The organism is Haloarcula sp. CBA1127 (assembly GCF_001485575.1).
Taxonomy (GTDB): domain Archaea; phylum Halobacteriota; class Halobacteria; order Halobacteriales; family Haloarculaceae; genus Haloarcula.
This window is the reverse complement of sequence record NZ_BCNB01000002.1, coordinates 152,575-174,372: the sequence shown is the minus strand read 5'-3', so window position 1 is coordinate 174,372 and position 21,798 is coordinate 152,575. Positions and strand designations below refer to the sequence as shown.

Annotated in this window: 23 protein-coding genes and 2 pseudogenes; 16 read left to right on the top strand and 9 right to left on the bottom strand. The window is 62.8% G+C overall.

Going from position 1 to position 21,798, the window contains the following annotated elements:
• Positions 1 to 79: 79 nt before the first annotated feature.
• From AV059_RS01810 to AV059_RS01800, 3 genes and pseudogenes are all read left to right on the top strand, one after another.
• Positions 80 to 316 carry a sulfurtransferase TusA family protein gene (locus AV059_RS01810; RefSeq protein WP_058991774.1) on the top strand — a complete coding sequence of 79 codons (237 nt, stop codon included), beginning with the start codon at positions 80 to 82 and terminating at the stop codon, positions 314 to 316.
• Positions 313 to 1,456, top strand: a pseudogene (locus AV059_RS01805) (NAD(P)/FAD-dependent oxidoreductase). The gene AV059_RS01810 and the pseudogene AV059_RS01805 overlap by 4 nt, the downstream one beginning before the upstream one ends.
• A 2-nt stretch (positions 1,457 to 1,458) precedes the next feature.
• On the top strand, positions 1,459 to 2,085 hold the full coding sequence (locus tag AV059_RS01800) for a DUF1641 domain-containing protein (protein ID WP_058991772.1): 627 nt from the start codon (positions 1,459 to 1,461) through the stop codon (positions 2,083 to 2,085).
• 34 nt (positions 2,086 to 2,119) lie between these two features.
• Here AV059_RS01800 and AV059_RS01795 read toward each other — a convergent pair whose 3' ends face one another.
• Both AV059_RS01795 and AV059_RS01790 read right to left on the bottom strand, forming a co-directional pair.
• The gene (locus AV059_RS01795; protein ID WP_058991770.1) at positions 2,120 to 2,692 is read right to left on the bottom strand and encodes a DsrE/DsrF/DrsH-like family protein; all 573 of its coding nucleotides are present in this window, start codon (positions 2,690 to 2,692) and stop codon (positions 2,120 to 2,122) included.
• 2 nt (positions 2,693 to 2,694) lie between these two features.
• Entirely contained in the window at positions 2,695 to 2,940 is a 246-nt protein-coding gene (locus AV059_RS01790; protein ID WP_014031056.1) for a sulfurtransferase TusA family protein, read from the bottom strand.
• Positions 2,941 to 3,188: 248 nt separating this feature from the next.
• Here AV059_RS01790 and AV059_RS01785 point away from each other — a divergent pair, with 248 nt between their 5' ends.
• The 6 genes from AV059_RS01785 to AV059_RS01760 all read left to right on the top strand — a co-directional run bounded on the left by AV059_RS01785 (position 3,189) and on the right by AV059_RS01760 (position 8,180).
• Positions 3,189 to 4,430, top strand: coding sequence for an MBL fold metallo-hydrolase (locus AV059_RS01785; protein WP_058991768.1), 1,242 nt, complete (start codon positions 3,189 to 3,191; stop codon positions 4,428 to 4,430).
• Positions 4,431 to 4,438: 8 nt separating this feature from the next.
• Positions 4,439 to 4,930, top strand: a complete 492-nt coding sequence (locus AV059_RS01780) for a YeeE/YedE family protein (protein ID WP_058991766.1) — start codon at positions 4,439 to 4,441, stop codon at positions 4,928 to 4,930.
• A gap of 67 nt (positions 4,931 to 4,997) precedes the next feature.
• Entirely contained in the window at positions 4,998 to 5,459 is a 462-nt protein-coding gene (locus AV059_RS01775; protein ID WP_195156603.1) for a YeeE/YedE family protein, read from the top strand.
• A gap of 142 nt (positions 5,460 to 5,601) precedes the next feature.
• Entirely contained in the window at positions 5,602 to 6,006 is a 405-nt protein-coding gene (locus AV059_RS01770; RefSeq protein WP_058991764.1) for a helix-turn-helix domain-containing protein, read from the top strand.
• Positions 6,007 to 6,167: 161 nt separating this feature from the next.
• Positions 6,168 to 6,527 (top strand): thioredoxin, encoded by a 360-nt coding sequence (gene trxA / locus AV059_RS01765; RefSeq protein WP_058992118.1) that lies wholly within the window; start codon positions 6,168 to 6,170, stop codon positions 6,525 to 6,527.
• A gap of 228 nt (positions 6,528 to 6,755) precedes the next feature.
• Positions 6,756 to 8,180: an FAD-dependent oxidoreductase gene (locus AV059_RS01760; RefSeq protein ID WP_058991762.1), complete on the top strand. Its 1,425-nt coding sequence runs from the start codon at positions 6,756 to 6,758 to the stop codon at positions 8,178 to 8,180.
• 15 nt (positions 8,181 to 8,195) lie between these two features.
• On the opposite strand, the gene AV059_RS01755 is transcribed toward AV059_RS01760, so the two are convergent.
• The 4 genes from AV059_RS01755 to AV059_RS01740 all read right to left on the bottom strand — a co-directional run bounded on the left by AV059_RS01755 (position 8,196) and on the right by AV059_RS01740 (position 13,032).
• Positions 8,196 to 10,778, bottom strand: a complete 2,583-nt coding sequence (locus AV059_RS01755) for a calcium-translocating P-type ATPase, PMCA-type (RefSeq protein ID WP_058991760.1) — start codon at positions 10,776 to 10,778, stop codon at positions 8,196 to 8,198.
• Between the two features lie 88 nt (positions 10,779 to 10,866).
• On the bottom strand, positions 10,867 to 11,301 hold the full coding sequence (locus AV059_RS01750; protein ID WP_058991758.1) for a pyridoxamine 5'-phosphate oxidase family protein: 435 nt from the start codon (positions 11,299 to 11,301) through the stop codon (positions 10,867 to 10,869).
• A 125-nt stretch (positions 11,302 to 11,426) separates the two neighbouring features.
• On the bottom strand, positions 11,427 to 12,329 hold the full coding sequence (locus tag AV059_RS01745) for a universal stress protein (RefSeq protein WP_058991756.1): 903 nt from the start codon (positions 12,327 to 12,329) through the stop codon (positions 11,427 to 11,429).
• A 253-nt stretch (positions 12,330 to 12,582) separates the two neighbouring features.
• Positions 12,583 to 13,032 (bottom strand): DUF2267 domain-containing protein, encoded by a 450-nt coding sequence (locus tag AV059_RS01740; RefSeq protein ID WP_058991753.1) that lies wholly within the window; start codon positions 13,030 to 13,032, stop codon positions 12,583 to 12,585.
• A gap of 224 nt (positions 13,033 to 13,256) precedes the next feature.
• Between AV059_RS01740 and AV059_RS01735 the strand changes: the two genes are divergently transcribed.
• The 5 genes from AV059_RS01735 to AV059_RS01715 all read left to right on the top strand — a co-directional run bounded on the left by AV059_RS01735 (position 13,257) and on the right by AV059_RS01715 (position 16,000).
• Positions 13,257 to 13,736 (top strand): pyridoxamine 5'-phosphate oxidase family protein, encoded by a 480-nt coding sequence (locus AV059_RS01735; RefSeq protein WP_058991751.1) that lies wholly within the window; start codon positions 13,257 to 13,259, stop codon positions 13,734 to 13,736.
• A gap of 164 nt (positions 13,737 to 13,900) precedes the next feature.
• A complete protein-coding gene (locus AV059_RS01730) occupies positions 13,901 to 14,323 on the top strand; it encodes a universal stress protein (RefSeq protein WP_058991749.1) in 423 nt (140 codons plus the stop codon).
• 184 nt (positions 14,324 to 14,507) lie between these two features.
• A complete protein-coding gene (locus AV059_RS01725; protein ID WP_079990703.1) occupies positions 14,508 to 14,783 on the top strand; it encodes a hypothetical protein in 276 nt (91 codons plus the stop codon).
• 58 nt (positions 14,784 to 14,841) lie between these two features.
• The gene (locus AV059_RS01720) at positions 14,842 to 15,402 is read left to right on the top strand and encodes a nitrous oxide reductase accessory protein NosL (protein WP_058991745.1); all 561 of its coding nucleotides are present in this window, start codon (positions 14,842 to 14,844) and stop codon (positions 15,400 to 15,402) included.
• 70 nt (positions 15,403 to 15,472) lie between these two features.
• Positions 15,473 to 16,000 carry a helix-turn-helix domain-containing protein gene (locus AV059_RS01715; RefSeq protein WP_058991743.1) on the top strand — a complete coding sequence of 176 codons (528 nt, stop codon included), beginning with the start codon at positions 15,473 to 15,475 and terminating at the stop codon, positions 15,998 to 16,000.
• A gap of 74 nt (positions 16,001 to 16,074) precedes the next feature.
• Here the strand turns inward: AV059_RS01715 and AV059_RS01710 are convergent, their stop codons facing one another.
• The 3 genes and pseudogenes from AV059_RS01710 to AV059_RS01700 form a co-directional block, all read right to left on the bottom strand.
• Positions 16,075 to 16,887: an ABC transporter permease gene (locus AV059_RS01710; protein WP_058991741.1), complete on the bottom strand. Its 813-nt coding sequence runs from the start codon at positions 16,885 to 16,887 to the stop codon at positions 16,075 to 16,077.
• Positions 16,884 to 17,609, bottom strand: coding sequence for an ABC transporter ATP-binding protein (locus AV059_RS01705; RefSeq protein ID WP_058991739.1), 726 nt, complete (start codon positions 17,607 to 17,609; stop codon positions 16,884 to 16,886). The genes AV059_RS01710 and AV059_RS01705 overlap by 4 nt, the downstream gene beginning before the upstream one ends.
• Positions 17,606 to 19,353, bottom strand: a pseudogene (locus AV059_RS01700) (NosD domain-containing protein). The gene AV059_RS01705 and the pseudogene AV059_RS01700 overlap by 4 nt, the downstream one beginning before the upstream one ends.
• Here AV059_RS01700 and AV059_RS22690 point away from each other — a divergent pair.
• Both AV059_RS22690 and fdhF read left to right on the top strand, forming a co-directional pair.
• Positions 19,234 to 19,482, top strand: coding sequence for a hypothetical protein (locus tag AV059_RS22690; protein WP_228841715.1), 249 nt, complete (start codon positions 19,234 to 19,236; stop codon positions 19,480 to 19,482). The pseudogene AV059_RS01700 and the gene AV059_RS22690 sit on opposite strands and share 120 nt — an antisense overlap.
• A 241-nt stretch (positions 19,483 to 19,723) precedes the next feature.
• On the top strand, positions 19,724 to 21,793 hold the full coding sequence (fdhF, locus tag AV059_RS01695; RefSeq protein WP_058991737.1) for a formate dehydrogenase subunit alpha: 2,070 nt from the start codon (positions 19,724 to 19,726) through the stop codon (positions 21,791 to 21,793).
• Positions 21,794 to 21,798 lie beyond the last annotated feature (5 nt).

The following is a 21,798-nucleotide window of genomic DNA, read 5'->3' as shown; positions in this document are numbered from 1 at the left end:
ACTTATCTGTTTTCATAATCTTGGAATTTACGCACAATACTAATACGGGTGAGTCCCAACTAACTCCTGTGAGACTCCCATGACTGACATCGAACCTGACGAAACCGTCGACGCCCGAGGCGCAGCCTGTCCCGGTCCGCTGATGGACCTCATCGGACAGATCCGAGATTCCGAAGCCGGTGACGTGGTTCGGCTCCTGAGCGACACCGACCAGTCGCTCACGGACGTTCCGGAGTGGGCCGAAGAGGCCGGCAACGAACTGCTTGCCGTCGAGGAGTTCGACGATCATAACGCGTTCTACGTGGAGAAATCATGACTGAGCACGTCGTCATCGTCGGCGGCGGGACCGGTGGCACCGTCCTCGCGAACGACCTCGCCGACCGACTTGGGGCCGAGCTTGACGCCGACGACGTCCGAATCACGCTGGTCAACGACGGGCCTGACCACGTGTACAAGCCGGTCTGGCTGTACGTGCCGTTCGGACAACGCGAACCGGACGACGGTCGGCGACCGCTCGACGAGCTCGTCGACGACGCCGTCGACCTTCGAATCGACCGCGTGACAGGAATTGACACCGAAGCCCAGCGACTACGGTTCGACGGCACCGCCCCGGCAGTCAACTATGACTACCTCGTGCTGGCGACCGGGTCGACGCTCGAACCCGAACGGATTCCCGGCCTCGTGGACGGCGGGCACGACTACTACAGCGAATCGGGCTCGACCCCTCCGTGACGAACTGCTTTCGTTCACCGAGGGGCACCTCGTGTTGAGCGTCATCGGCTCACCGCATATGTGTCCGGCGGCGCCACTCGAATTCGTCTTCATGGCCGACGACTGGTTCCGCGAGCGCGGGCTCCGCGACGAGGTCGACATCACCTATACGTACCCGATCCAACGCGTCCACGGCAACCCCCATATCGCCGAATGGGCCCGGCCGATTATGGACGAACGCGGCATCGAGGTCGAGACGTTCTTCAACGCCGAAGAAGTCAACCCGGACTCGGAGACGCTCGTCTCGATGGAAGGGACCGAACTCGACTACGACCTCCTCGTGACGATTCCGCCCCACGGCGGTATCGACCTCATCGAGGAGGCGGGGCTCGGCGACGACGGCTGGGTCGACGTCGACAAGCACACGCTCGAAGCCGAAGCCGCCGACAACGTCTACGCGCTCGGCGACACCGCTGAAACTGGCGTCCCGAACGCGGGCAGCGTCGCCCACTACCAGGCCGGCGTCGTCGGCCAACGCCTCGCCAGCGAAATCCGCGGTCGTCCGGCGACAGCGACCTACGACGGGAAGACGCTGTGTTTCATCGAGACGGGGATGGACGCGGCGTCGTTCGTCGAGTTCGACTACGAGAACCAGCCGTCGCCGGCACCGCCCTCGGAGAAACTACACTGGTCGAAGCTGGCGTACAACGAGTCCTACTGGCTCACCGCACGGGGGTTGCTCTGACCATGTCCGAAGAACAGGTCTCCGAGCAGACCGACCTCGAAGCGGCGATCCAGCAGAACCCCGAAGCCGTCGCGGAGTTCGTCGAACACCTCGACGCCGTCAACGAACTGCTGGACGTGCTCTCGCTGGGCGAGAGTGCGCTCTCCGACGAGATGGTGCGTGAGCTCTCGACCACGGGCTCGACGCTCGCCGAGTCCGCAGACGGGCTTGCGACCGACGAGACCGTCGCTCTGGCCGAGACCGTCGGCGAGAACGGCGACGAGTTGCAGGACGCGCTCGGAACCCTGCTCGTGCTCCAGCGAAGCGGCACGCTCGACGAACTGGCCGAACTCGCCGACGTCGGCTCGCTGGCGACCGCCGCGCTCGACGACGAGATGGTCACCTCGCTGGTTGGCACGGGTGCCGCGCTCGGCGAAGTCGCACAGACGGCTGCGGACGACGACACCCGCGACGGTATCGAGACGCTACTGTCCGGCCTCGGTGAAGCGGAGCGCGATCCGCCCGAGCCGGTCGGCCCCGTCGGATTGCTTCGCGGGCTACGCGACCCGGACGTCCAGCACGGGCTAGGCTACTTGCTGGCACTTGCCGGCGCAGTCGGCCGTGAGCGCGCCGAGGAGAAAGCAGAATAGTTGGCCGCCGGAGACCTTTGCGCGATTAATCGTTTCAGACGAGGAGTTGGATATCGGCGTCAGCCATGTCCTGAAGGGCTGTCGCAGCGCCGACGCCGGTGGTGACGCCGTCGTAGAAGTCGGCCTCGTCGTAGTCCATCAGGTCGATGGTCATCTGACAGGCCTGGAACTCTACGCCCATGTCGAGGCTCGTCTCGAGGAGTTCCTCGATAGTGGCGGTGTCGTTGTCCGCGATTTTCTTCTCCATCATCTTCGTCGTTACGCGGTCCATGCCGGGAATCGCGGCGACGGCGTTCGGCACCGGCATATTCGGATTTCCGACGGAGCTCAGTTTGAGGTTCTTCGAGCGTTCCTCGTGGAGGATGTCCAGCCCCCAGAACGTGTGGAAGACGGTTACCTCGTACCCGAACGCGGCCGCGGTGCTTGCGAGGATGAGCGGCGGGTACGCCATGTCGAGCGTCCCCTTCGTCGCGATGATGCTCATCTTCTTCGTGTCGTCCGCACTGGTGGCCTCCGCGAGCGCGGCTTCCAGCTCGTCCACGCGAGCGGCTAGCTCCGCACGCGAGGGCGTGTCGTCGGACGGCGCGTCTGGTGTGTCCGTGCTCATCGTTACTCCGTCTTGCGCACGTAGTGCTTGTACACGTCGTCGCCCTCCTCCTGATCGACGAGCTCGACGCCCTCGGTGCCGGCGGCCCAGCCGTCAATGTCGCTCATGCTTCCCGGATCAGTCGCCAGTACTTCGAGGACGTCACCCTCGGCGAGGTCGTCGGTAGCCGACTTCGTCTTCACCACTGGCATGGGACACGATGCACCTTTCACGTCGAGCGTCTCCGCGATATCAAATTCAGCGTTCATTGGTTATTCGCTCCGTTGAATTGTCTTGGAGCTAATGCACAATACCGCCCGGCCAAGTAAAAGATTGTCGATTCTTGTAAATTCAGCAAACAACCACTGATGGGATATCCGCCCTCAAATGCCCTATTGTGCTAATAAAGGCGATATTTGATTTAGTTGTGGCCCTACCTCGCCAATAGTATTGTTTAGAATGTGGATTACTATGCAAATGCTTTTGTGCGTCCGTCCGATAGAAACGAGTGCACAAAATGAACGCTGACGACTTTCCGACGCCAGATGTCGACGTGGAAACGACCGATCCGGAATCGCTCAAAGACCGAATCGACGCCGGTGAGGACGTGACGCTTCTCGACGCGCGTATGCAATCTGACTACGACGAGTGGCGTATCGACGGCGAAAACGTCACCACGCTCAACATCCCGTACTTCGAGTTCCTCGAGGACGACATCGACGACGACGTCCTCGCTCAGGTCCCCGACGACCGCGAAGTGACCGTCCTGTGTGCGAAAGGCGGCGCAAGCGAATACGTTGCAGGCACACTCGCGGAACACGGCTACGACGTCAACCATCTCGAAGACGGCATGAACGGGTGGGCGAGTATCTACGAGGCCGTCGAGGTCGAACGCTACGACGGCGCCGGCACGCTCCTCCAGTACCAGCGCCCGTCCTCGGGCTGTCTCGGCTACCTCCTCTACGACAACGGTGAAGCCGCCATCATCGACCCCCTGCGGGCGTTCACCGACCGCTACCTCGAAGACGCCGCCGACCTCGGCGTCGACCTGCAGTACGCGCTCGATACGCACATCCACGCCGATCACATCTCCGGCGTTCGCGACCTCGACTCAGAAGGCGTCGAGGGCGTCATTCCAGAGGCTGCCGTCGACCGCGGCGTCACCTACGCTGCGGAGCAAAGCTCCACGAGCCCTGCCTCGCAAGATCGGCAGGACGCCGACGGCCTGACGACCGCCGAAGACGGCGACACGTTCGACGTCGGCGACGCGACTATCGAGACAGTCTCCACGCCCGGCCATACGACCGGAATGACCTCCTACCTTGTCGACGGGAGCCTGCTCGCAACCGGCGACGGGCTCTTCATCGAGAGCGTCGCTCGCCCCGACCTCGAAGAGGGCGACGAGGGCGCGCCCGAAGCCGCACGCATGCTCTACGAGTCCCTTCAACAGCGCGTGCTACCCCTGCCCGACGACACGCTCGTCGGCGGCGCGCACTTCAGCGATGCGGCCGAACCCGCCGAGGACGGCACCTTTACCGCACCAATCGGTGAGCTCGTCGAAGAAATGGACGCACTCACCATGGACGAGGACGCGTTCGTCGAGCTCGTCCTCTCGGATATGCCGCCGCGACCGGCCAACTACGAGGAAATCATCGCGACGAACCTCGGGCAGAACGCCGTCGACGACGAGGAAGCGTTCACGCTGGAACTCGGGCCGAACAACTGCGCCGCTAGCCAGGAATCCCTTGCGGGTGACTAACGACGCCAATGGTGATTGAGGCACTCCCACTGCAGGTAACCGCCGAGTTGTTTCCGAACGGCATCAGTCGCTACGCCGTCGGTGGCCTGCTAGTCGGGCTCGGGACTGTCGTCATCTATCTCGGCACCGGCATCAGCGCCGGCGCGAGCACGTTTCTGGAGTCGACGCTGTCGTACGTCTCGGACCGGTCCCGGTTCCAGCAGTACGTCAGCTCCCGTGACTGGCGCGTCGTGTTCACGCTCGGCATCATCCTCGGGGCGGCCGTGTACGCGGTCGCCTATCAGGGCGGCGCGTGGACCACGGACGTCGAGCCGTGGCGACTCCTCCTCGGTGGGCTATTCGTCGGCATCGGAACACGCGTCGGCAAGGGCTGTACGTCGGGCCACGGCGTCTGTGGCGTCGGCTCGGCGTCGAAAACGTCGATCATCGGCGTCCTGACGTTCCTCGCCGTCGCCATCATCACTGCACAACTGGTTTCGGCACTGGGGGTGAGTCCGTGAGCTGCGAGGCTCGAGCGGTGCGAGAGTCTCGAGACGAGCGACCGGGCGCGACCGGAGGGAGCGACACGTGAGCGACGACCGCCACCCCGCGTTCATGCCGCTGATTCTCGTCGGCGGCCTCGTCTTCGGGTTCGGACTGGCGTACAGCCACATGGCACGCCCCGAAGTCGTTCTGGATTTCCTCCAGTTCGAGGACTTCGGGCTGGTGTTCGTGATGTTCGGCGGCGCTGCCGTGACGGGAGTGACCTTCTTCCTCGCGCCCCGCCTCCTCGGCCGCGCGCCGCTGACTGGCGATACCTTCGAACGGCGTCTGAAGTCCTTCGACCGGAACGTCCTAGTCGGCGGTGCCATCTTCGGCGTCGGCTGGGGGCTGTCCGGCATCTGTCCGGGGGCCGCCTACGCGAGCCTCGGTATCGGCAACGTCACTATCCTCTGGGCGCTCGCCGGGATGTTCATCGGCGCGTATCTCCAGGGCTACTGGCGAACCCGGAGCGAGACTCGCGAGACAGCCGCAACGGGCGCAGACTAGCCGTTCGCGGGCGTGTGTGTCGGCTGTGAGGTGGACGCCTTGACCGCCCATCCGAGGGCAGTTTTTGCCGGATAGTGCGTGCATTTGTGTGAACTGTACACAAGTCTTATTACCGCGTAGCGGCTACGAACAGGTGATAACGATGCCAGATTCGATGTCTGAACAACTCCGCCGGGATATGCAGTGCGAGGGACTGCTGGAGTGTTTCCACGGGCTCAAGGAACTCGACAAGGAATGCTTTCGGGCGCTCGTCGAGGCCGACGAACCACTGACCGTCGACGAACTCGCCGACGCTGTCGACCGCGAGCGCTCGACCGCGTATCGCGCCGTCCAACGGCTCCTCCAGACGGGCTTTATCGAGAAAGACCAGATCAACTACGACCAGGGCGGTTACTACCACGTCTACTCGCCGACGGACCCGTCCCAGATTGCAGACGAGATGCAGCGGATGCTCAACGACTGGTACGCGAAGATGGGCCAACTGATTCAGGAGTTCGAGAACAAGTACGAACAGTCCGAGTCCTCGGCCCCGACTGTCGAAAGCTAACACCACCTTCCTCTCTCTATTACACTCTGTCGCTCACGAGCCGAGCGGATTTCTCCCTGTGAAGCGGTAACTGACCCACTCCGTCTGGCCGGGCAGCAGTATTCATAGTATTGTGCATTATGTACAAAGACTTATCTGGCGCTGCCGCGTACATTCAGGTGATGGTAACTGATACTGCATCCGACGCTGGAACCACCACGACAAACGAGCCACTTCACATCGACGGAGCAGACCAGCTTGATGATGTCGTCAGTAAGTACGACCTCGTCCTCACGGACTTCTATGCCGACTGGTGTGGTCCGTGCCAGATGCTCGAACCCGTCGTCGAGACACTGGCCGCAGAAACTGACGCGGCTGTCGCCAAAGTCGATGTCGACGCCAACCAGCAACTCGCTCAGTCGTACGGCGTCCGGGGCGTGCCGACGCTCATCCTGTTCGCCGGCGGTGAGCAGGTCGAAGAAGTCGTCGGCGTCAAAGGAGAAGATGACCTCCGGGCACTCATCGAATCCTACGCGGAATAAGGGCTGGATACACGGGACTCGTCATCGCCGGTCCTGAAATCGCACAAGAGTCAGGTCAGCATCTCCGCAATCCAATTCAGTCGAGACAACTGGAGACAGGCAGTTTTTGCGGCGCGGAAAGACCAACGAATAGCGTTGAATCCGTGTCGGGCACAGTCGATAGCTGCGGTATCACGGGTTACCTACACCTCACTCAACCATTAGTACCGTAGCGAGACGAGAGTCTGTATGACTGACCCGTTCGTAGTCATCGGCGGTGACGCAGCCGGGCTGAGCGCCGCAAGCAAATTCGCTCGCGAGGCACCGGACCGTGACGTGATTGTCTTCGAAAAGGGCGAATGGGTGTCCTATGCCCACTGTGGGACGCCCTACTACGTCAAGGGGACTGTCGAGCGGCTGACGGACCTCCTCTCGCTGTCGCCCGAACAGGCGGCCGAACGGGGGATCGACCTCCGCCGGAACCGCGAGGTCGTCGGCGTCGACACCGATGCCGAGACGGTTACCGTTGCCCACGACGACGAGACGTTCAGCCAGCCATACAGCGACCTCCTGGTCGCGACGGGGGCACGCGCGGTGACCGGGCCGATACCGGGGACAGAACTCGACGGCGCGTTCACGATGCACGGGCTTGATTCGGCCGCTGCGGTCCGTGCCGCGCTGTCCGAGCCGGGGGACTCCGGCGTCGATACGAGTATTGAGTACGTCGACACGGCGCTCGTCGAGAAGTACACCGACTGGGAACCGCCGGAGCGAGTCGCCATCGTGGGCGGCGGCTACGTCGGCGTGGAGATGGCCGAAGCGTTCCGGGCCCACGACATCGAGACACACCTCTTTCAGCGGTCAGGCAACCTCCTGCCGCCGTTCGGGGAAGCAGTCGGCGAGCGCGTTGCCGACCAGCTCCAAGAGCAAGGCGTGGTACTGCATCTGGACACCGCTGTTGAGGAGATTGTCGGCGACAGGGACGAGCGCGTCGCGGCGGTTGCCCACGACAGTGGCACCACCGATGTTGACCTCGCGCTGGTCGGTATCGGCATCAGGCCGAACACGGCCCTCGTCGCAGACACGCCGGTCGACCTCGGCGATTCAGGCGCGATAGCAGTCAACGAGTACGGAGCGACAAGCGTCGACGGGGTCTACGCCGCCGGAGACTGCGCCGAAGACCGCCACACCGTGACCGGCGAGCCTGACTGGGTTCCTCTTGGACTGACCGCGAACCGGGCCGGTCGCGCAATCGGGCAGACCGTCGCCGGTGACCCCTCCCTTGTCGGCGACATCGCCGGAACAGCTGTCGTGAAGGCGTTCGACCTCGAATGCGGTCGCGTCGGCCTCCTCGACCGCGAGCAGGCCAGCGCTAACGGCTTCGACCCGGTGTCGAAGACAGTCACGGCCGGCTCCCGGTCAGGGTACTACCCCGGCGGTGACGACACCGACGTGACGCTGGTCGCAGACCGGAAGGGTGGTCGTCTGCTGGGCGGCGCCATCGTCGGAGAAGACCGGGCGGCGATACGTATCGACACGCTTGCGACGGCCATCGAGGCGGACATGACCATCGACGAACTCGAACAGTTGGACCTGGCGTACGCCCCACCGTTCAGCCCCGTCTGGGACCCGGTGCTGGTCGCCGCGAAAGTACTCAACGGACAACTGGAGTGAGGGCGGGCCGACCCGTTACAGCCGCTTCACCCCGCTGGCAACCGCGAGATACAGCGGTAAGGCAAGTAAGAGGACGCCGCCAATCAGCCCCCAGTCGGCGAGTCCGAGTGGGACCGTCCCGAAGTAGACGTTGAGCGGGGTGTACAGGACGGCAAGCTGCAGGAGTATCGACCCACCAACTGCGGATGCCAGCCAGCGATTGGAGAGAGTCGGTGTTTCCCGAAGCCAGCGGATCACGTACAGCTTTTCGAATTCAAGGAAGACGAAGCCGGTGAATACCATTGTCATCGCGTAGGGCGTGACTGCGGGTGCGCCGGCAAGCGTGACCAGTAGCAGGCCGAGCATTACCAGTGTCGAGATGACCCCTGTGCCCCCGATGAGGGCGAGCATATCGTGATCAACAATCCCACGATCCGGGTCCCTGGGCGGTCGCTGCATCACGTCATCGCTTTTCGGGTCGGCCCCAAGCGCAAGTGCTGGCAGCCCGTCAGTCAGGAGGTTAATCCACAGCAACTGGACTGCCGGCAGGACGAGGTAGCCAAAGAGCGAGGCAATAAAGACGATGGCGACCTCGGCCACGTTGGCACTCAGCAGGTAGCCGACGAACTTCCAGACGTTATCGAAGATGGCTCGCCCGCGCTCGATGGCCCGCTCGATTGTCGCGTAGTTATCGTCCAGCAAAATAACGTCGCTGGCCTGTTTGGCCACGTCAGTCCCACGGACGCCCATCGCGACACCGATGTCCGCGTTTTTCAGCGCCGGTGCGTCGTTGACCCCGTCGCCCGTCATTGCCACAGTGTGACCGTTCGCCTGCAGCGCCTGCAGAATGCGAACTTTGTGCTCCGGGGACGTGCGCGCGAACACGTCCACAGACTCGACACGGTCGCGGAGCGTGTCCTCGGAACAGTCCTCAACATCACCGCCTTCCATCACGCGCTGGCCAAGACCGAGTTCGCTGGCGATGGCTGCGGCGGTCCGAACATTGTCACCGGTGACCATCTTCACGCCAACGCCTGCACGCTCGGTCGCCGCAATCGCGTCGGCGACCTCCTCGCGGGCCGGGTCAATCATACCGACCAGCCCGGCGAAGATCAGGTCGTCACTGACATCGTCGGCTTCACCAGTGTCATCCCGTTCCACTACGTCGACATCCTCTGTGTACGCCACTGCGAGTACCCTGAGCGCGTCGTCAGCGAACGCGCCGACCTGTTCTCTGATCTGCTCGGCTCTGTCGGGGGTGAGGTCCGCCGGCCCGGTATCGGTGAGGACGCGGGCGCATTTCGAGAGGATGACTTCAGGCGCGCCTTTGACGTAGACCGTGTCATCGTGAACAGTGCCCATCCACTTGCGCTCCGATGAGAACGGGATCTCGTCCGTCCTCGGATGCTCTTCACGGAGGCGTTCGACATCGATTCCGGACTCGGCAGCCGCCATGACGATGGCCTGCTCCGTCGGGTCGCCTGCTTCGAGCGTCGCATCGCTGCACAGTGTCCCTGCGCGGAGCACCGTGGCAACGCGGTCCGACATGGCGTCCCCGTCCATCTCGTCACTGTCGACAACGGCGTCGTTGACCCAGATCCGACTGACTGACATTCGCCCCTCGGTCAGCGTTCCGGTCTTGTCGGTGCAGATGACATCGACGGAGCCCAGCGCCTCGACGGCGGGCAAGCGCCGCACGAGAGCGTTCTCGTCGGCCATTTTCCGGACACCGAGGGCCAGCGTGAGCGTCACCACCGCTGGGAGGCCTTCGGGAACCGCGGCCACAGCGAGCGATATCGCGGTGAGTGCCGCCTGAACCAGTTCGGTCCCCCGGAAAACGAGGAGTGGAACCACGAGCGCAGCAAGCACCATCACGCCGACGCCGAGCGTCCGGCCCAGCGTGTCGAGTTCAGTCTGCAGCGGTGTGTCGGTTTCCTCCGTTCCCGCGAGTTGGCGGGCGATGGCTCCGACCTCAGTGTCCATCCCGGTTGCCGTGAGGACGACAATGCCCGAACCGCGTGTGACGTTCGTGCCCTTGTACACCATCGATTCGCGCTCCGCAAGCGGCGCGTCGGGGTCCACCGGGTCGGCCCCCTTCGAGACCGGTGTACTCTCACCGGTGAGCGCCGCTTCGTCGACCTCCAGCGACCGACAGTCAATCAGTCGACCGTCGGCTGGAACGACATCGCCGCTCTCCAGTTCGATAACGTCACCCGGGACGAGTTCGGTCGCGTCGACCTCAACGGACTGGCCGTCGCGTCGGACTGTCGCTGTTGGTGCGGTCAGTTCCCGCAGGGACTCGAGCGTGCCTTCTGCGCGGTAGTCTTGGACGAAGCCGAACAGGCCGTTCCCGACCACAATCACGGCTATCAGTACTGCGTCGACAGCATTTCCCGCCCACACGGACAGTATCGCGGCCGCGACGAGAACCCAAATAAGAGCGCTATCGAACTGAGCGATAGCGATGTCGAGCGGTGTCCGTTTGCTCCCCCGTGTAATCTCATTCTCGCCGTGTCTGTCGCGCCGCGTTCGGGCTTCCGACGCCGACAGCCCATCAGACTCGCTGTCGAGCCCCGAAATGACGTCGGCAGTCGGTTGTGTGTGGGCGGCCTCGGACATGGAAGGTGATCTGCCGCTGTGTTGATATGAGTTCCCCTATCCAGTACAGCGGTTTTTTTGAGGCGGTACTGCGGAGAACCGTCCCGTCCTAGGACTCGGCCCGCCCGGTTAGCTCATCGGGCACGAGGCGGTAGAACTCGAAGTCAACCTCGCGGAGGGGGCGTTCGAAGATGTCGACCATGGGCATATCGACGTGTTCCAGTCCTTCCAGCGTTTCCGTCTCGATTCCCTCCCGTTCGACGTCTTCGAGCCGACCGTTCGCGACCACGCTTTGCCATCCCGCATCCGTCTCGTGGTAAGTCACGAACGTCGCCGCGCGGTCGTCGAGTTCACCCTTCGACCGCTCTGCACCGACCGCTAGCCGGAAGAAGAAGGTCGTGGTCAGCGCGTCGTACCCGTACGAAACCGGGACTGAGTGCGGCGGCGCGTCGCCGGCGGCGAGCGAAAGGACGCCCGTCCCCCCGTTGTCCAGAAACGCGTCCCGTTCCTCGTCCGCCATCGTAACCGGGTTGTCCGCAGCCATGGGTAATGTCACGGCAGCAACAGTAATAAGTGCATGGTCGTGTCGGGTCTGACTGCTGCCTCGCCGGAACACGGTAGCCCGGCACGCAGTCCGACGCTGACAGACAGGAAGATGCGTTCCAGTCTTCAGGCTTCGTCGACACGCTGGTCTCGGGCGTTAACTGCGAGTACAGGCATATCGGCGTGTCTGATGATCCGTTCTGTCGTACTTCCCACGAGGAACCGATTGAGACCGGTCCGACCGGCCGTCCCCATAGCGATCAGATCGATGTCGTTCTCGTCAGCGTACTCAAGAATATCTGCCGCCGGGAATCCACTGACGACCCGTGTGACAGTTTCGACGCCGGATTCGCGTGCTCGCGCTGCAATCCGCTCAGTCACTTTCTCCCCTTGCGATTCAAGGGACTCGATCAAGTCTTTCGGCAGCGTGTATTCGGAGCCGGTTGCGATATTGCTGAGATTGACGACGTTCAGGGCGTGAACGCGGGCGTCGAACTGCGCCGCAATCTCGCATGCGGGCTCGACTGCGGCCGTTGCGGACGCGCTTCCGTCCGTCGGGACGAGGATATCGTCGTAGGGCGCAGTGTCGCGACTCCGGTCGGTTGCACGGACAGTGAGAACAGGGACGTCGGCCTGTCGAACGACGCTCTCTGTCACGCTCCCGGCGAGATATCGTCCGACGCCTGTGCGGCCGTGTGTTCCCATAGCAATCAGGTCCACATCGTGATCGTCGCGGTACGCGCAGATCTCGTCAACTGGATCGCCCTTGCGGATAGTCGTCTGTATCGCTCCGGGGGCGTCCACCGCGTCCGTGATAGCCGCGACCGTGTCTTCCGCGTCGGCCGTCATGCGGTCGAGTGTCTCGTCTTCGAGGGCGTCACCGCTGAACGGCCCGCCTGCTGTTCGCGTATCGATGACAGCGATGACGTGCAGGCTCGCGCCGAACGCACGGGCCAGCGCTGCCCCGTGCTCGGCGGCACGGGTCGCGTGTTCGCTACCGTCAGTCGGGACCAGAATTGAATCGAACATTGCTGTGTTTACAAGTTGTTGCTGTCAGTAAATAAACTGCAGTCGCGATTCTCACGCTATTAGAAATCCGGTCGTTGAGGGCGGCGTCCCAAATACTTTGACTCCGTTGCCAGCAGTTCTCGTCGGTGTAGCTCCCAAAGTATGAGGGGGAGCGTAACGATCGTACAGCTATTACCAGATTGTGTCAATATATATTCGTTTGAAAGCGAAATGAGAGCGGCTACTGGCTATCTCACTGAGGGGTTTCAGCGGACTATTGTGGACCACCGCCGGTTTGCGCCTCTTCCGCCTCGCCCCAGCCACCGGCATCGACTATGCTGAATAGTTCACGCCAGTTTTCCCCGTCCCCGCTTTCGGGGAGCTGGCCGCGGAGGTCCTGAAAATCAGCGGCCGGGACCACCGTATGCATCAGGTCAACAACGACGCGTGCGTGATACGCTGCGTCCGACGGTTCAACCCCTTCTATTTCGCCGACACGGTCGACGAATTCCGTCCAGTCAAACCGCTGGCCGTGGTCGTGGACGGCGCCGGTCATATACCACTTGATTTCCATCGGGAGAGAGGCAGCGAAGTCCGCGGCGTTCTCCGCGGGAATGCGCTCTCCCAAGGATAGCAGTGTCGCGCGGGTCGCCCGAACGGCCTCACCAGTACCGGGTAGTTCAAGCCTGTGCTGTATCTCGCCGGTGAACTCATCGAAGTCCATGTATTTGTGTTGGCAGTGCAACAATATAGCGTCCGGTGGGACTTCTCACTGGCTGAAAATGAGCAGACATACGTACTACCGGCCGACGAGTATCGGCTGATTTCGGAGAGATGACAGTATCCGTGCCGTGTTGTGAACAGCCACTCCCCCCTGAAGAGCCCGCTCTACTTTTTTTAGCGTGGGGTTGCATTCGTGATACGTAACTGGATGATCAGACGCGACCTATGACAGTCGACCAATTAGAAGAGTACGGACTCGAACAGATGGACGACGAAGTGATTCGGGAATTCCTCGCCACACACTCGACCGGAGTCTTGGGGCTGCCGACGACAGACGTCCCGTATCTGCTACCACTATCGTACGGCTTTGATGACGGAGCCAGCCTCTATTTCACCTACCTCCTCGGCGAATCGAGCCGGAAAGCGGAGCTGACTGAGCGGGCCGGCCGTGGCCGGTTTCTCGTCTACGACATTGACACGGCGTTCGAGTGGCAGAGCGTGATGCTTGCCGGCGATATCAGCAGCGTGCCGGAGGACGACTGGTCGGATATCACGGCGATGACACAGAACGCCTGGCGACCCAACACGCTCCAGACGGCCACCACCTCCGGCGGGGTCGCACTCTACGAGTTCGAGATAACGGACCTTGCTGGTATCCAACAAACCGGACTGGCACCCGACTTCCGGGAGAACATCGAGCCGTGACTGCGGATGGCCTGTGACAGGAAACGGCGCTTCGGTGATTGAAATACGGTATCCTGGCAAGCTCCGACTGATTGCGCTGTGGCCGCTCGGTGTACATAACAATAGATTATCGATAGTTGATAATGGTCAGCGGATTGAAATAGGGGGCGGTCGATTCTTCTAGTATGTACGACACAATTGTGGTTGCGACCGACGGCAGTGCTGACGCGAACCGCGCAGCGACACACGCGCTCGAACAGGCCGAGCAACACGGTGCCGAGCTTCACGCAGTCTTTGTTGTCGATACGGATCGACACGCTGAGCCAGCACTGAGCAGCATGGAACTGGAAACCATCGAAGTCGAGGAATGGGGGAACAAAGAGCTCACGGAAATCGCTGAGAGAGGCGACGGACTCGATGTCGAGGTCACCACTCGGTGCTGCCACGGGAAACCGTACGTGGAGATTATCAGCTATGCCGACGAAGTCGACGCCGACCTGATCGTGCTCGGATACCACGGCCATTCCCACAGCAAAGGCGACCAGATCGGAAGTGTGACCGACCGGGTCGTCCAGAACGCGGGACGACCGGTGCTGGTGGCTGCCTGAGAGAGTTACACAGAAACGCTTTCAGACGGGCAGACACCGGCGGAGCTGTCTCGGAGCACTCACCTTGGCGTTAAGCGGCACGACAGCGACCGCGACCGAAACCGATTCCAGTGCAACCGCCCGAAACGTGACCTGAGAGATGTTCCAACCGACGGCTGACTGGATTAGTCCCGGTCAATCCGCCATGTTGATAGCCGTGCTGGGACTCGCTACGCTCGGAACGCTGGCGCTGTTTTTGGTCGCGGCGGCCAGTACACACCGACGCCGGTCGCGGCCGTACGTTCTGTTGACTGTTGCTATCGGGCTACTGGTCCTTCGGTCGGTGGTCGGCATCGGGACTGTCCTCGGGGCTGTCCCGATGGTAGTACATCACCTCACCGAACACGGGTTCGATTTCCTCATCGCGCTGCTGGTGCTGAGTGCGATCTATTCGGTCGCACCGCCGAGCGTCCCCGACTGATCGGTGTTTCGACGGTCACACCATGAACCATTTGGTGTCGTCTAGTGTACTATCTAGTATGTCTGACTATGCACCAGCCCTGACACGCCGGCACTTCATCGTCGGGACCGCGACAGTCGTGTCGCTCTCGGGGTGTCTGGGGACAAGTGAAGAGATGGAACCGGTTGCCATCGAGAGCGGCCAGAACTGTGACCAGTGTGGGATGGTCATCGACCAGCACCCGGGTCCAGTCGGCCAAACGTACTATCAGGACAACACGCCAGAGGGGCACGACCCGCCAGCACGGTTCTGCAGTACGACCTGCACGTATCGGCACCGGTTCGCCAAAGAACAGTCGGGGTGGACGCCCGCGGAGACGTTCCTGACCGACTACAGTGCAACCGATTACGAGGTCCGGACTGATGGGGGCAAGACCATCATCTCCCGGCACTTGAAGACCGAGGCGTTCGCCCCAGTGGGGGAACTCACGGTCGTCGCCAATTCGGATGTTGAGGGGGCAATGGGGCCCGCTATCGTCCCGTTCAGTGACAGTGCAGACGCCGAGTCGTTCGCCGAAGAGTACGGCGGCCAGACCCTCCCCGCGGAAGACATAACCCGAGAACTGGTGGGCGGGATGTAAGCGAGTTCCCGCGCAGTGAGAACGTCCGATACCCTGTTGTCCCGGAGGCTGGAAAGCCGTACTGAAGACTATGTCCACGGTTACTGAGCAAGTGCGTTCCCACGTCGAGTCCAAACCGGGTGTCCATTTCAACGCGCTTGCAGCGGATCTCGATATCGCGACTGGGCAGGCACAGTATCACCTGCGGAAACTACGCCGTGCCGGCGACGTCGTCGCCGAGGAGATTCAGGGCAAGACGCACTATTACAGCCGGGAGTACGGTCCCTGGGAGCGACGTGTGCTCGCGTTTGCCCGGCGAGAGACTGCGCGGACGATTCTCCTGCATCTGCTAGAAGCGGATTCCCTGTCGGCAGACGAACTGACCGACCGGCTGGGAGTCGCCCGGAGTACGGTCTCTTGGCACGTTTCGGCACTGGCTGACGCAGAGATACTCAAAAAATCGTACGGCGAACGGGGGCGTGTCGTCGTCGCTCTGACCGACCCGGACGCGACACAGCGGCTGCTCGCGGTGGTCCGACCATCGCTTACGGACCGTCTCATCGACCGGTTCACGCGGCTGGTCGACGAAGGGCTCGCAGCCGCCTCGGACGACGACTGAACTGCTACTCTCGGCCGTAACTACTGCGGGATATTCAGAGGATGTCATTCTTTCCGGGCTTACAGCCGTCAGTATCAGGCTGCATCCGTCGCAAGCATCGCCCCCACGAATGTGAGTCCCCACCAGAACAGGAGCGAGAGGGCGGCGACCCACGTCGGGACGAACGCTGACCGGCCCGGAACAGCGACGTACAGGACCTGATCGAACACGAGGCCGCGGTACGCCCCGGCCGGCGTCATGGCGAGCGCGCCGCCGAGCGTGCCCGTGGTGACGCCGGTGTCAAGCGCCGCAAACACCGCAAGGTCACTTCCGACAGTGAGGACAAGCAGCCCGGCGAGTGCGAGTACGAGTGCGCGGCCCCGGCTGCCGGCGAGCGCTGACAGCAGGAATGCGATAGTCAGCGACGAGAGCGCGTACAGGACTGTCAGCGCGATGAAGCGGATGAACAGGAACGGGGAATCGACACCGCGGTGGCTCGCAAACACTGTCGTCTCCGGTCCTGCAGTCGTCGCTACGTTGACGCCCAGCGCCAGCAACGGGACGACAACGATAGTGAGCAACAGCAGGGCACGTCCCGCGTACACCCCGCCGACGTACGACCACGTCGAAAGCGGGTAGGTGTCGAGGATATCTAGCTCACCCCGGGTAGCAGGGTCGGCGATGGCGCGATAGCCGACAGCGAAGGCAAGCGTCGGGACGAGGACTTCGACGGCGACGAGCGTATCGACGACAGTGGGGACGTAGCCGCCGGCGGGGCCGCCCCCGGCATAGGCGAGGCCGAACAGGACAATTCCCGTGACCACACCGAGCGCGATGTAGGTGCGTGTCCTGACTGCACTCTGTACCTCTCGGACGAAGACCGTCCAGAACCGGTTTCCGTTCATCATGACTGCTCTCCCCCCGGAGCGGCGATAGCGGCTCTGTCCTGTTCCAGAAGCGCTGTGAACGTCTCGTGAAGCGGCCCGCCGGTCTGTTCCCGAAGCGATTCTACCGACCCGGTCCGCACGAGGCGGCCGGATTCGAGCACTACCAGCCTGTCGGCCGTCTCCTCGACGAGCGGCAGTTCGTGCGAGCAAAGAACCACGGCGCGGCCGGCGTCGGCAATCGATTCGACGATGTCGAATATCAGCCGACTCATCGCCGGGTCGAGCCCGCTCGCCGGTTCGTCGAGCATCACAATCGGCGGGTCACCGGCCAGTGCCTGTGCGATTCCCAGGAGACGCGTCATTCCCCCGGAAAGCCCGGACACGGGGCGGCTGGCCACTTCTTCGAGGCCGACACGTTCAAGCAGTCGAGCCGGGTCGTCGTCAACGAGGTCCGCGTAGAACGCGGCCGTCTCCCGGACGCTGAACCCTGGCCGGAAGGTCGGCCGCTGTGGCAGATAGCCCAGTTGCCGTTCGGCATCGGGCCCGCAGTAGGAGACAGTCCCGCTGGTGGGTCGCTCGATGCCCAGAAGCATGCGCAGGAGCGTCGTTTTCCCGGACCCGTTCGGGCCGATGAACCCGGTCACGGCGTCGGACGGCACGTCGAGTGACACCTCCGAGATGGCTGTCACATCACCGTATTGTTTCGTGATTTCGTCCGCCATGAGGTACGTCTCGCCAGTCATGCTGCCCCCTCCATCGATGTCTCGTTTCGAAGACGCCTGACGGTCTCGGGATTCGCAGGGTCTGCTAGCGGAGCCCTGTCGACAATGCTTCCCCGGCGGAATCCAGGCGTGGTGCCGCGAAGCGCCCGGAGGCCACGGACGCTCGGTGCCGACCTAAGGACGACCGCAGCGTCGGTCTGATGGAGACGGCGGTCGACAGAATCGGTGGGTGAGTAGGAGTTGGCCAACACTGGGCCAGTCCTGCCAGTGAGGTCGTACGCGCCGCTCCAGTAGTTCCCCCTGCCGTCGTGCGTGTACACGCGTAGCGGCCCCGGTCCTGAGATGGCGTGACGGTCGTTCGCGATGAAATCGTTCTCGGTAACGATGTTCGACGGAACGACTGTTGAGGCCCGCACCCCGATGTCATTCCCGTAGAGGACGTTGTGCTCGTACAGCGACCGGTCGGCGTTCGTCGACATTGCCTGAGTAGTGTCGACTACCACGTTGTGCGCAATATAGCTCCGGGAGCCAGCTAACATGACGCCGCTACCGGAGTGGCGCACGTCGTTCCCGACGATAGCGTTCGCCACGGGGTTCGTCATGACGACGACGCCGGCGTACTCCTGTCCCCGAGCGACGTTGTCCGCAACGAGCGACCGGGAGGTGTACATCAGGTGGACGCCGAAGCGGTTGTCTCTGAACGTGTTGTTCCGGACAGCGGTCCCGTCGGCCCGGTGGAGGTACACGCTGTCACGCCCGCCGTTGAAGGCCGAGTCCTGCACGACAATCGGCCCGTGCATCCCAATAACGCCCATGAACCCATCTTGCCAGTCTGCCGTCCCGTTGACCGTGACGTTCTCGACGACCGCCCCGGGAGTCCGCCGCAGCACGACGCCACTGGCCGGCGTCTCGACGCTGAGGTTCGCAACGTACAGTCCGGAGGCGTTACGGCCGGTCACGGCGGCGTCGCTGTTGCCGTAGGCGGTCGTGACGGTTGCGTCCCAGGCGCTATCGTTGCTCTGCGTCGGGTCGCCGACCGTCGTGTTGCCGACGCCGACGATTTCGAACCCGGTGACACCGACGCGGTCGGCAGTCACTGTCACGACAGTGCCGTTCCCTCCACCGTCAAGCGTCGCTCCGGGGCCACTGAGGGTGAGTGGCTTGTCTATCGTCACCTGTTCGTTGTAGGTGCCAGCCGGGACAACGACGGTCGTATTCGGCGGGGCCGCATCGACGGCCGCCTGAACCGTCGGGGCATCGGTTCCGACTTCGACCGAGACAGGTCGATCTCGGTGCTGTCGTGCCGCCTGTACAGTGGCGTTCGCATCGCTTCGTCGCGGACCGACCTGCTCTCGGACTGCTGCCGCTTGTTCGAGGTCGAACGAGTAGGTCTTGAGGGCTTCCCAGTCGATGGTTCGTCCGCCACATTTGTCGGCAAACGCCGCGGCGTCGTCCCGGTCGGCAAAGGGCACAACTGCCGGCCCGGACGGGACCCGCGCCGAGCCATCGACAACGTAGTGCGCCTGATTGGCTTCGACCCAGTCCGGCGTGTGGCGGTCCGGAGCGAGCCGTCGTCGCCGCACCTGACCGGCCTGTCACTGTAGTCGGAAACGTACACTGCGAGTGGGTACCCGAACTGCTGCTCGTGCCCCGGTTCCGTGAGCGCGGTCACGGCCTGACCGATACCGACGTAGCCGACGACATAGCGGTACTGCGAGTAGAAGACTTGCGCGCGCGGAACGCTGATACTCTGATTCCGGGCGATCTGTTCGTCAGCCGCCGTAACACCGCGTTGCACAGTGGTATCGAACGCCACCGGTTCGGGGCGGGCGCTGGTGGTGTCGACGGCGAACGACGCAGCGAAGACCAGTGTACTGAGAACTACCGCGAGTAGCGCAAAAACTTGCACAGTCGTCAGAGCTGGTCGCATCTACCGACACTACGAGCGACGCCCCATTACAGTATGTGGTGTGGCTCTCGAAACTGGCGGCGCACCTGCACACAGGGCCAGCCACACCAGTCCAGACCCCAGCTCTGACGGCGTTCGAGTAGTGTGGGTATCCTCACGGTTATAAAATCGCCTACCTTTTACCGCCTGACTACTTGTAGCTGCGCTTCTACTATGTTACGTAGAAATGGGCACCGACCAGAACCGAAATCCCCGGGCCGAGCAGACAGTCTGTCCGTACTGTGGCGTTGGCTGTACGATACAGTACGCGGGCAACGGGAAGGCGACCGGCACAGCGGGGCCAGTGAACACGAAAGGAGAGATCTGCCCAAAAGGCGGAGCCGCATTCGACGTAGTCGAACACGAAGACCGGCTAACCGAGCCACTGGTCCGGGAGAATGGGCGTTTCGTCACCGCACCCTGGGAGACCGCCCTCTCTCGCGTGACCGACCAGCTCGGGGAAATCATCGACCAGCACGGGCCAGATGCCGTCGAGTTCTTTGCGTCATCGAACTGCACGAACGAGGAGAATTACGTCTTTCAGAAGATTGCGCGGATGCTCGGCACCAACAACGTCGACAACTGCGCTCGCCTCTGTCATTCGTCGACCGTGGCCGCGATGAGCGAGCGCCTCGGTGCCGGGGCGATGACGAACACACTCGATGACCTCGCCGAAACCGACTGCCTGCTCGTCACCGGCGCGAATCCGGCCGAACAGCATCCTGTCATTTTCCGTTCGTACTTTCTGCCGGCGATTCGCAACGGCGCCACGCTCATTCATATCGACCCGCGCGAGACAGACACGACCGAGGCCGCCGACATCCACCTCGACGTTCGCCCCGGATACGATATTCAACTGCTCAATTCGATGGCGAAGGTCGTCCTCGATGAGGAACTCGTCGATGAGTCCTTTGTCGAGGAACGCACGACCGGTTATGCGGACCTGACAGCACATCTCGATGACGTTGATGTCGGGTCGGGTGCCGACGTGGCCGGCGTCGACCCGGAAACCGTTCGGGAGGCGGCCCGGGCGTACGCCAAGGCCGATAGCGCGGCGATTGTCACCGGAATGGGGATGAGCCAGCACACGTGTGGGACCGACAACGTGCACGCGCTGTTGAACCTCGCGCTGCTGACCGGCAACGTCGGTCGCCCGGGCACGGGCGTGAACCCGCTCCGTGGCCAGAACAACGTCCAGGGGGCCGGCGATGTCGGTGCGCTTCCAAGCGTACTCCCCGGATACGAACCAGTCACGGACCCGGATGCCCGACAACGTATCGCCGACGAGTGGGGCGTCGAACCGCCGAGCGAACCCGGCCTGACGGAGACGACTGCAACACACCAGTTCGGTGACTCCGTCAAAGCTGCAGTCGTGTTCGGTGAGAACCCGGCTGTCACGGAACCGAACGCCGGTTCTGTCCGGTCCGGCTTTGAAGACCTCGATTTCTGCGTCGTCATCGACCTCTTCGAGACAGCGACCGTCGACCACGCCGATATCGTGCTCCCGGGAAGCAGTTGGGCGGAGAAATCGGGAACAGTGACCAACACTGACCGGCGGGTGATGCGGATGCGGCCGAACGCTGACCTGCCTGGGAACGCTCGCCGTGACCTCGACATCCTCACCGCCCTCGGCCAGCGGCTGGTCGGCCAGTCGGACGCGTTCGACTACGACGGCCCGGAAACGGTGTTCGAGGAGCTAACGCGGGTCAATCCGCTGTACGCCGGCATGAGTTACGACGGTATCGGCGACAGCTACCAGCGGTGGCCGTTCCCGGCGGACGCCGATTCCGGCACCGATGTGCTCCATACGGAGACGTTCGCGTCGGGCGAGCAAACAGCACCGCTGCGCCCGATCTCGCCGACGCCGCCGGCCGATGCCGTCTCCGGGGAGCAACTCGTTCTCACGACAGGGCGCGCGCTCCAGCATTTCAACAGTGGCGCACTCACTCGCCGGTCGGAGACGCTCATGCGAATGCGCGGGGAGGATGTCCTCGAGATCCATCCGGACGATGCCGCCGCTCGGAATATCGAGGACGGCGATACTGTCGTTGTTGAGAACGACCGCGGCAGCGTAACAGTATCAGCGGCGGTCACGGCGGCTATCCGGCCCGGGGTCGTGTTCTGTACGTTCCACTATCTGGACCCGCTCGCAAACGCGCTAACCGGTGATGCTCTCGACCCGGTCGCCGAGATTCCCGAATACAAGCATTCGGCGGTGCAGGTGCAGAAGTCATCGTCGGCCACAGAGGGTAGGTAACGAGT

What these genes read in the sequence shown, in the direction of transcription:
- AV059_RS01810 (WP_058991774.1), top strand. Translation starts at nt 80, where the DNA reads ATGACTGACATCGAACCTGACGAAACCGTCGACGCCCGAGGCGCAGCC.
- AV059_RS01800 (WP_058991772.1), top strand. Translation starts at nt 1,459, where the DNA reads ATGTCCGAAGAACAGGTCTCCGAGCAGACCGACCTCGAAGCGGCGATC.
- AV059_RS01795 (WP_058991770.1), bottom strand. Translation starts at nt 2,692, where the DNA reads ATGAGCACGGACACACCAGACGCGCCGTCCGACGACACGCCCTCGCGT.
- AV059_RS01790 (WP_014031056.1), bottom strand. Translation starts at nt 2,940, where the DNA reads ATGAACGCTGAATTTGATATCGCGGAGACGCTCGACGTGAAAGGTGCA.
- AV059_RS01785 (WP_058991768.1), top strand. Translation starts at nt 3,189, where the DNA reads ATGAACGCTGACGACTTTCCGACGCCAGATGTCGACGTGGAAACGACC.
- AV059_RS01780 (WP_058991766.1), top strand. Translation starts at nt 4,439, where the DNA reads ATGGTGATTGAGGCACTCCCACTGCAGGTAACCGCCGAGTTGTTTCCG.
- AV059_RS01770 (WP_058991764.1), top strand. Translation starts at nt 5,602, where the DNA reads ATGCCAGATTCGATGTCTGAACAACTCCGCCGGGATATGCAGTGCGAG.
- trxA (WP_058992118.1), top strand. Translation starts at nt 6,168, where the DNA reads ATGGTAACTGATACTGCATCCGACGCTGGAACCACCACGACAAACGAG.
- AV059_RS01760 (WP_058991762.1), top strand. Translation starts at nt 6,756, where the DNA reads ATGACTGACCCGTTCGTAGTCATCGGCGGTGACGCAGCCGGGCTGAGC.
- AV059_RS01755 (WP_058991760.1), bottom strand. Translation starts at nt 10,778, where the DNA reads ATGTCCGAGGCCGCCCACACACAACCGACTGCCGACGTCATTTCGGGG.
- AV059_RS01750 (WP_058991758.1), bottom strand. Translation starts at nt 11,301, where the DNA reads ATGGCTGCGGACAACCCGGTTACGATGGCGGACGAGGAACGGGACGCG.
- AV059_RS01745 (WP_058991756.1), bottom strand. Translation starts at nt 12,329, where the DNA reads ATGTTCGATTCAATTCTGGTCCCGACTGACGGTAGCGAACACGCGACC.
- AV059_RS01740 (WP_058991753.1), bottom strand. Translation starts at nt 13,032, where the DNA reads ATGGACTTCGATGAGTTCACCGGCGAGATACAGCACAGGCTTGAACTA.
- AV059_RS01735 (WP_058991751.1), top strand. Translation starts at nt 13,257, where the DNA reads ATGACAGTCGACCAATTAGAAGAGTACGGACTCGAACAGATGGACGAC.
- AV059_RS01730 (WP_058991749.1), top strand. Translation starts at nt 13,901, where the DNA reads ATGTACGACACAATTGTGGTTGCGACCGACGGCAGTGCTGACGCGAAC.
- AV059_RS01725 (WP_079990703.1), top strand. Translation starts at nt 14,508, where the DNA reads ATGTTGATAGCCGTGCTGGGACTCGCTACGCTCGGAACGCTGGCGCTG.
- AV059_RS01720 (WP_058991745.1), top strand. Translation starts at nt 14,842, where the DNA reads ATGTCTGACTATGCACCAGCCCTGACACGCCGGCACTTCATCGTCGGG.
- AV059_RS01715 (WP_058991743.1), top strand. Translation starts at nt 15,473, where the DNA reads ATGTCCACGGTTACTGAGCAAGTGCGTTCCCACGTCGAGTCCAAACCG.
- AV059_RS01710 (WP_058991741.1), bottom strand. Translation starts at nt 16,887, where the DNA reads ATGATGAACGGAAACCGGTTCTGGACGGTCTTCGTCCGAGAGGTACAG.
- AV059_RS01705 (WP_058991739.1), bottom strand. Translation starts at nt 17,609, where the DNA reads ATGACTGGCGAGACGTACCTCATGGCGGACGAAATCACGAAACAATAC.
- fdhF (WP_058991737.1), top strand. Translation starts at nt 19,724, where the DNA reads ATGGGCACCGACCAGAACCGAAATCCCCGGGCCGAGCAGACAGTCTGT.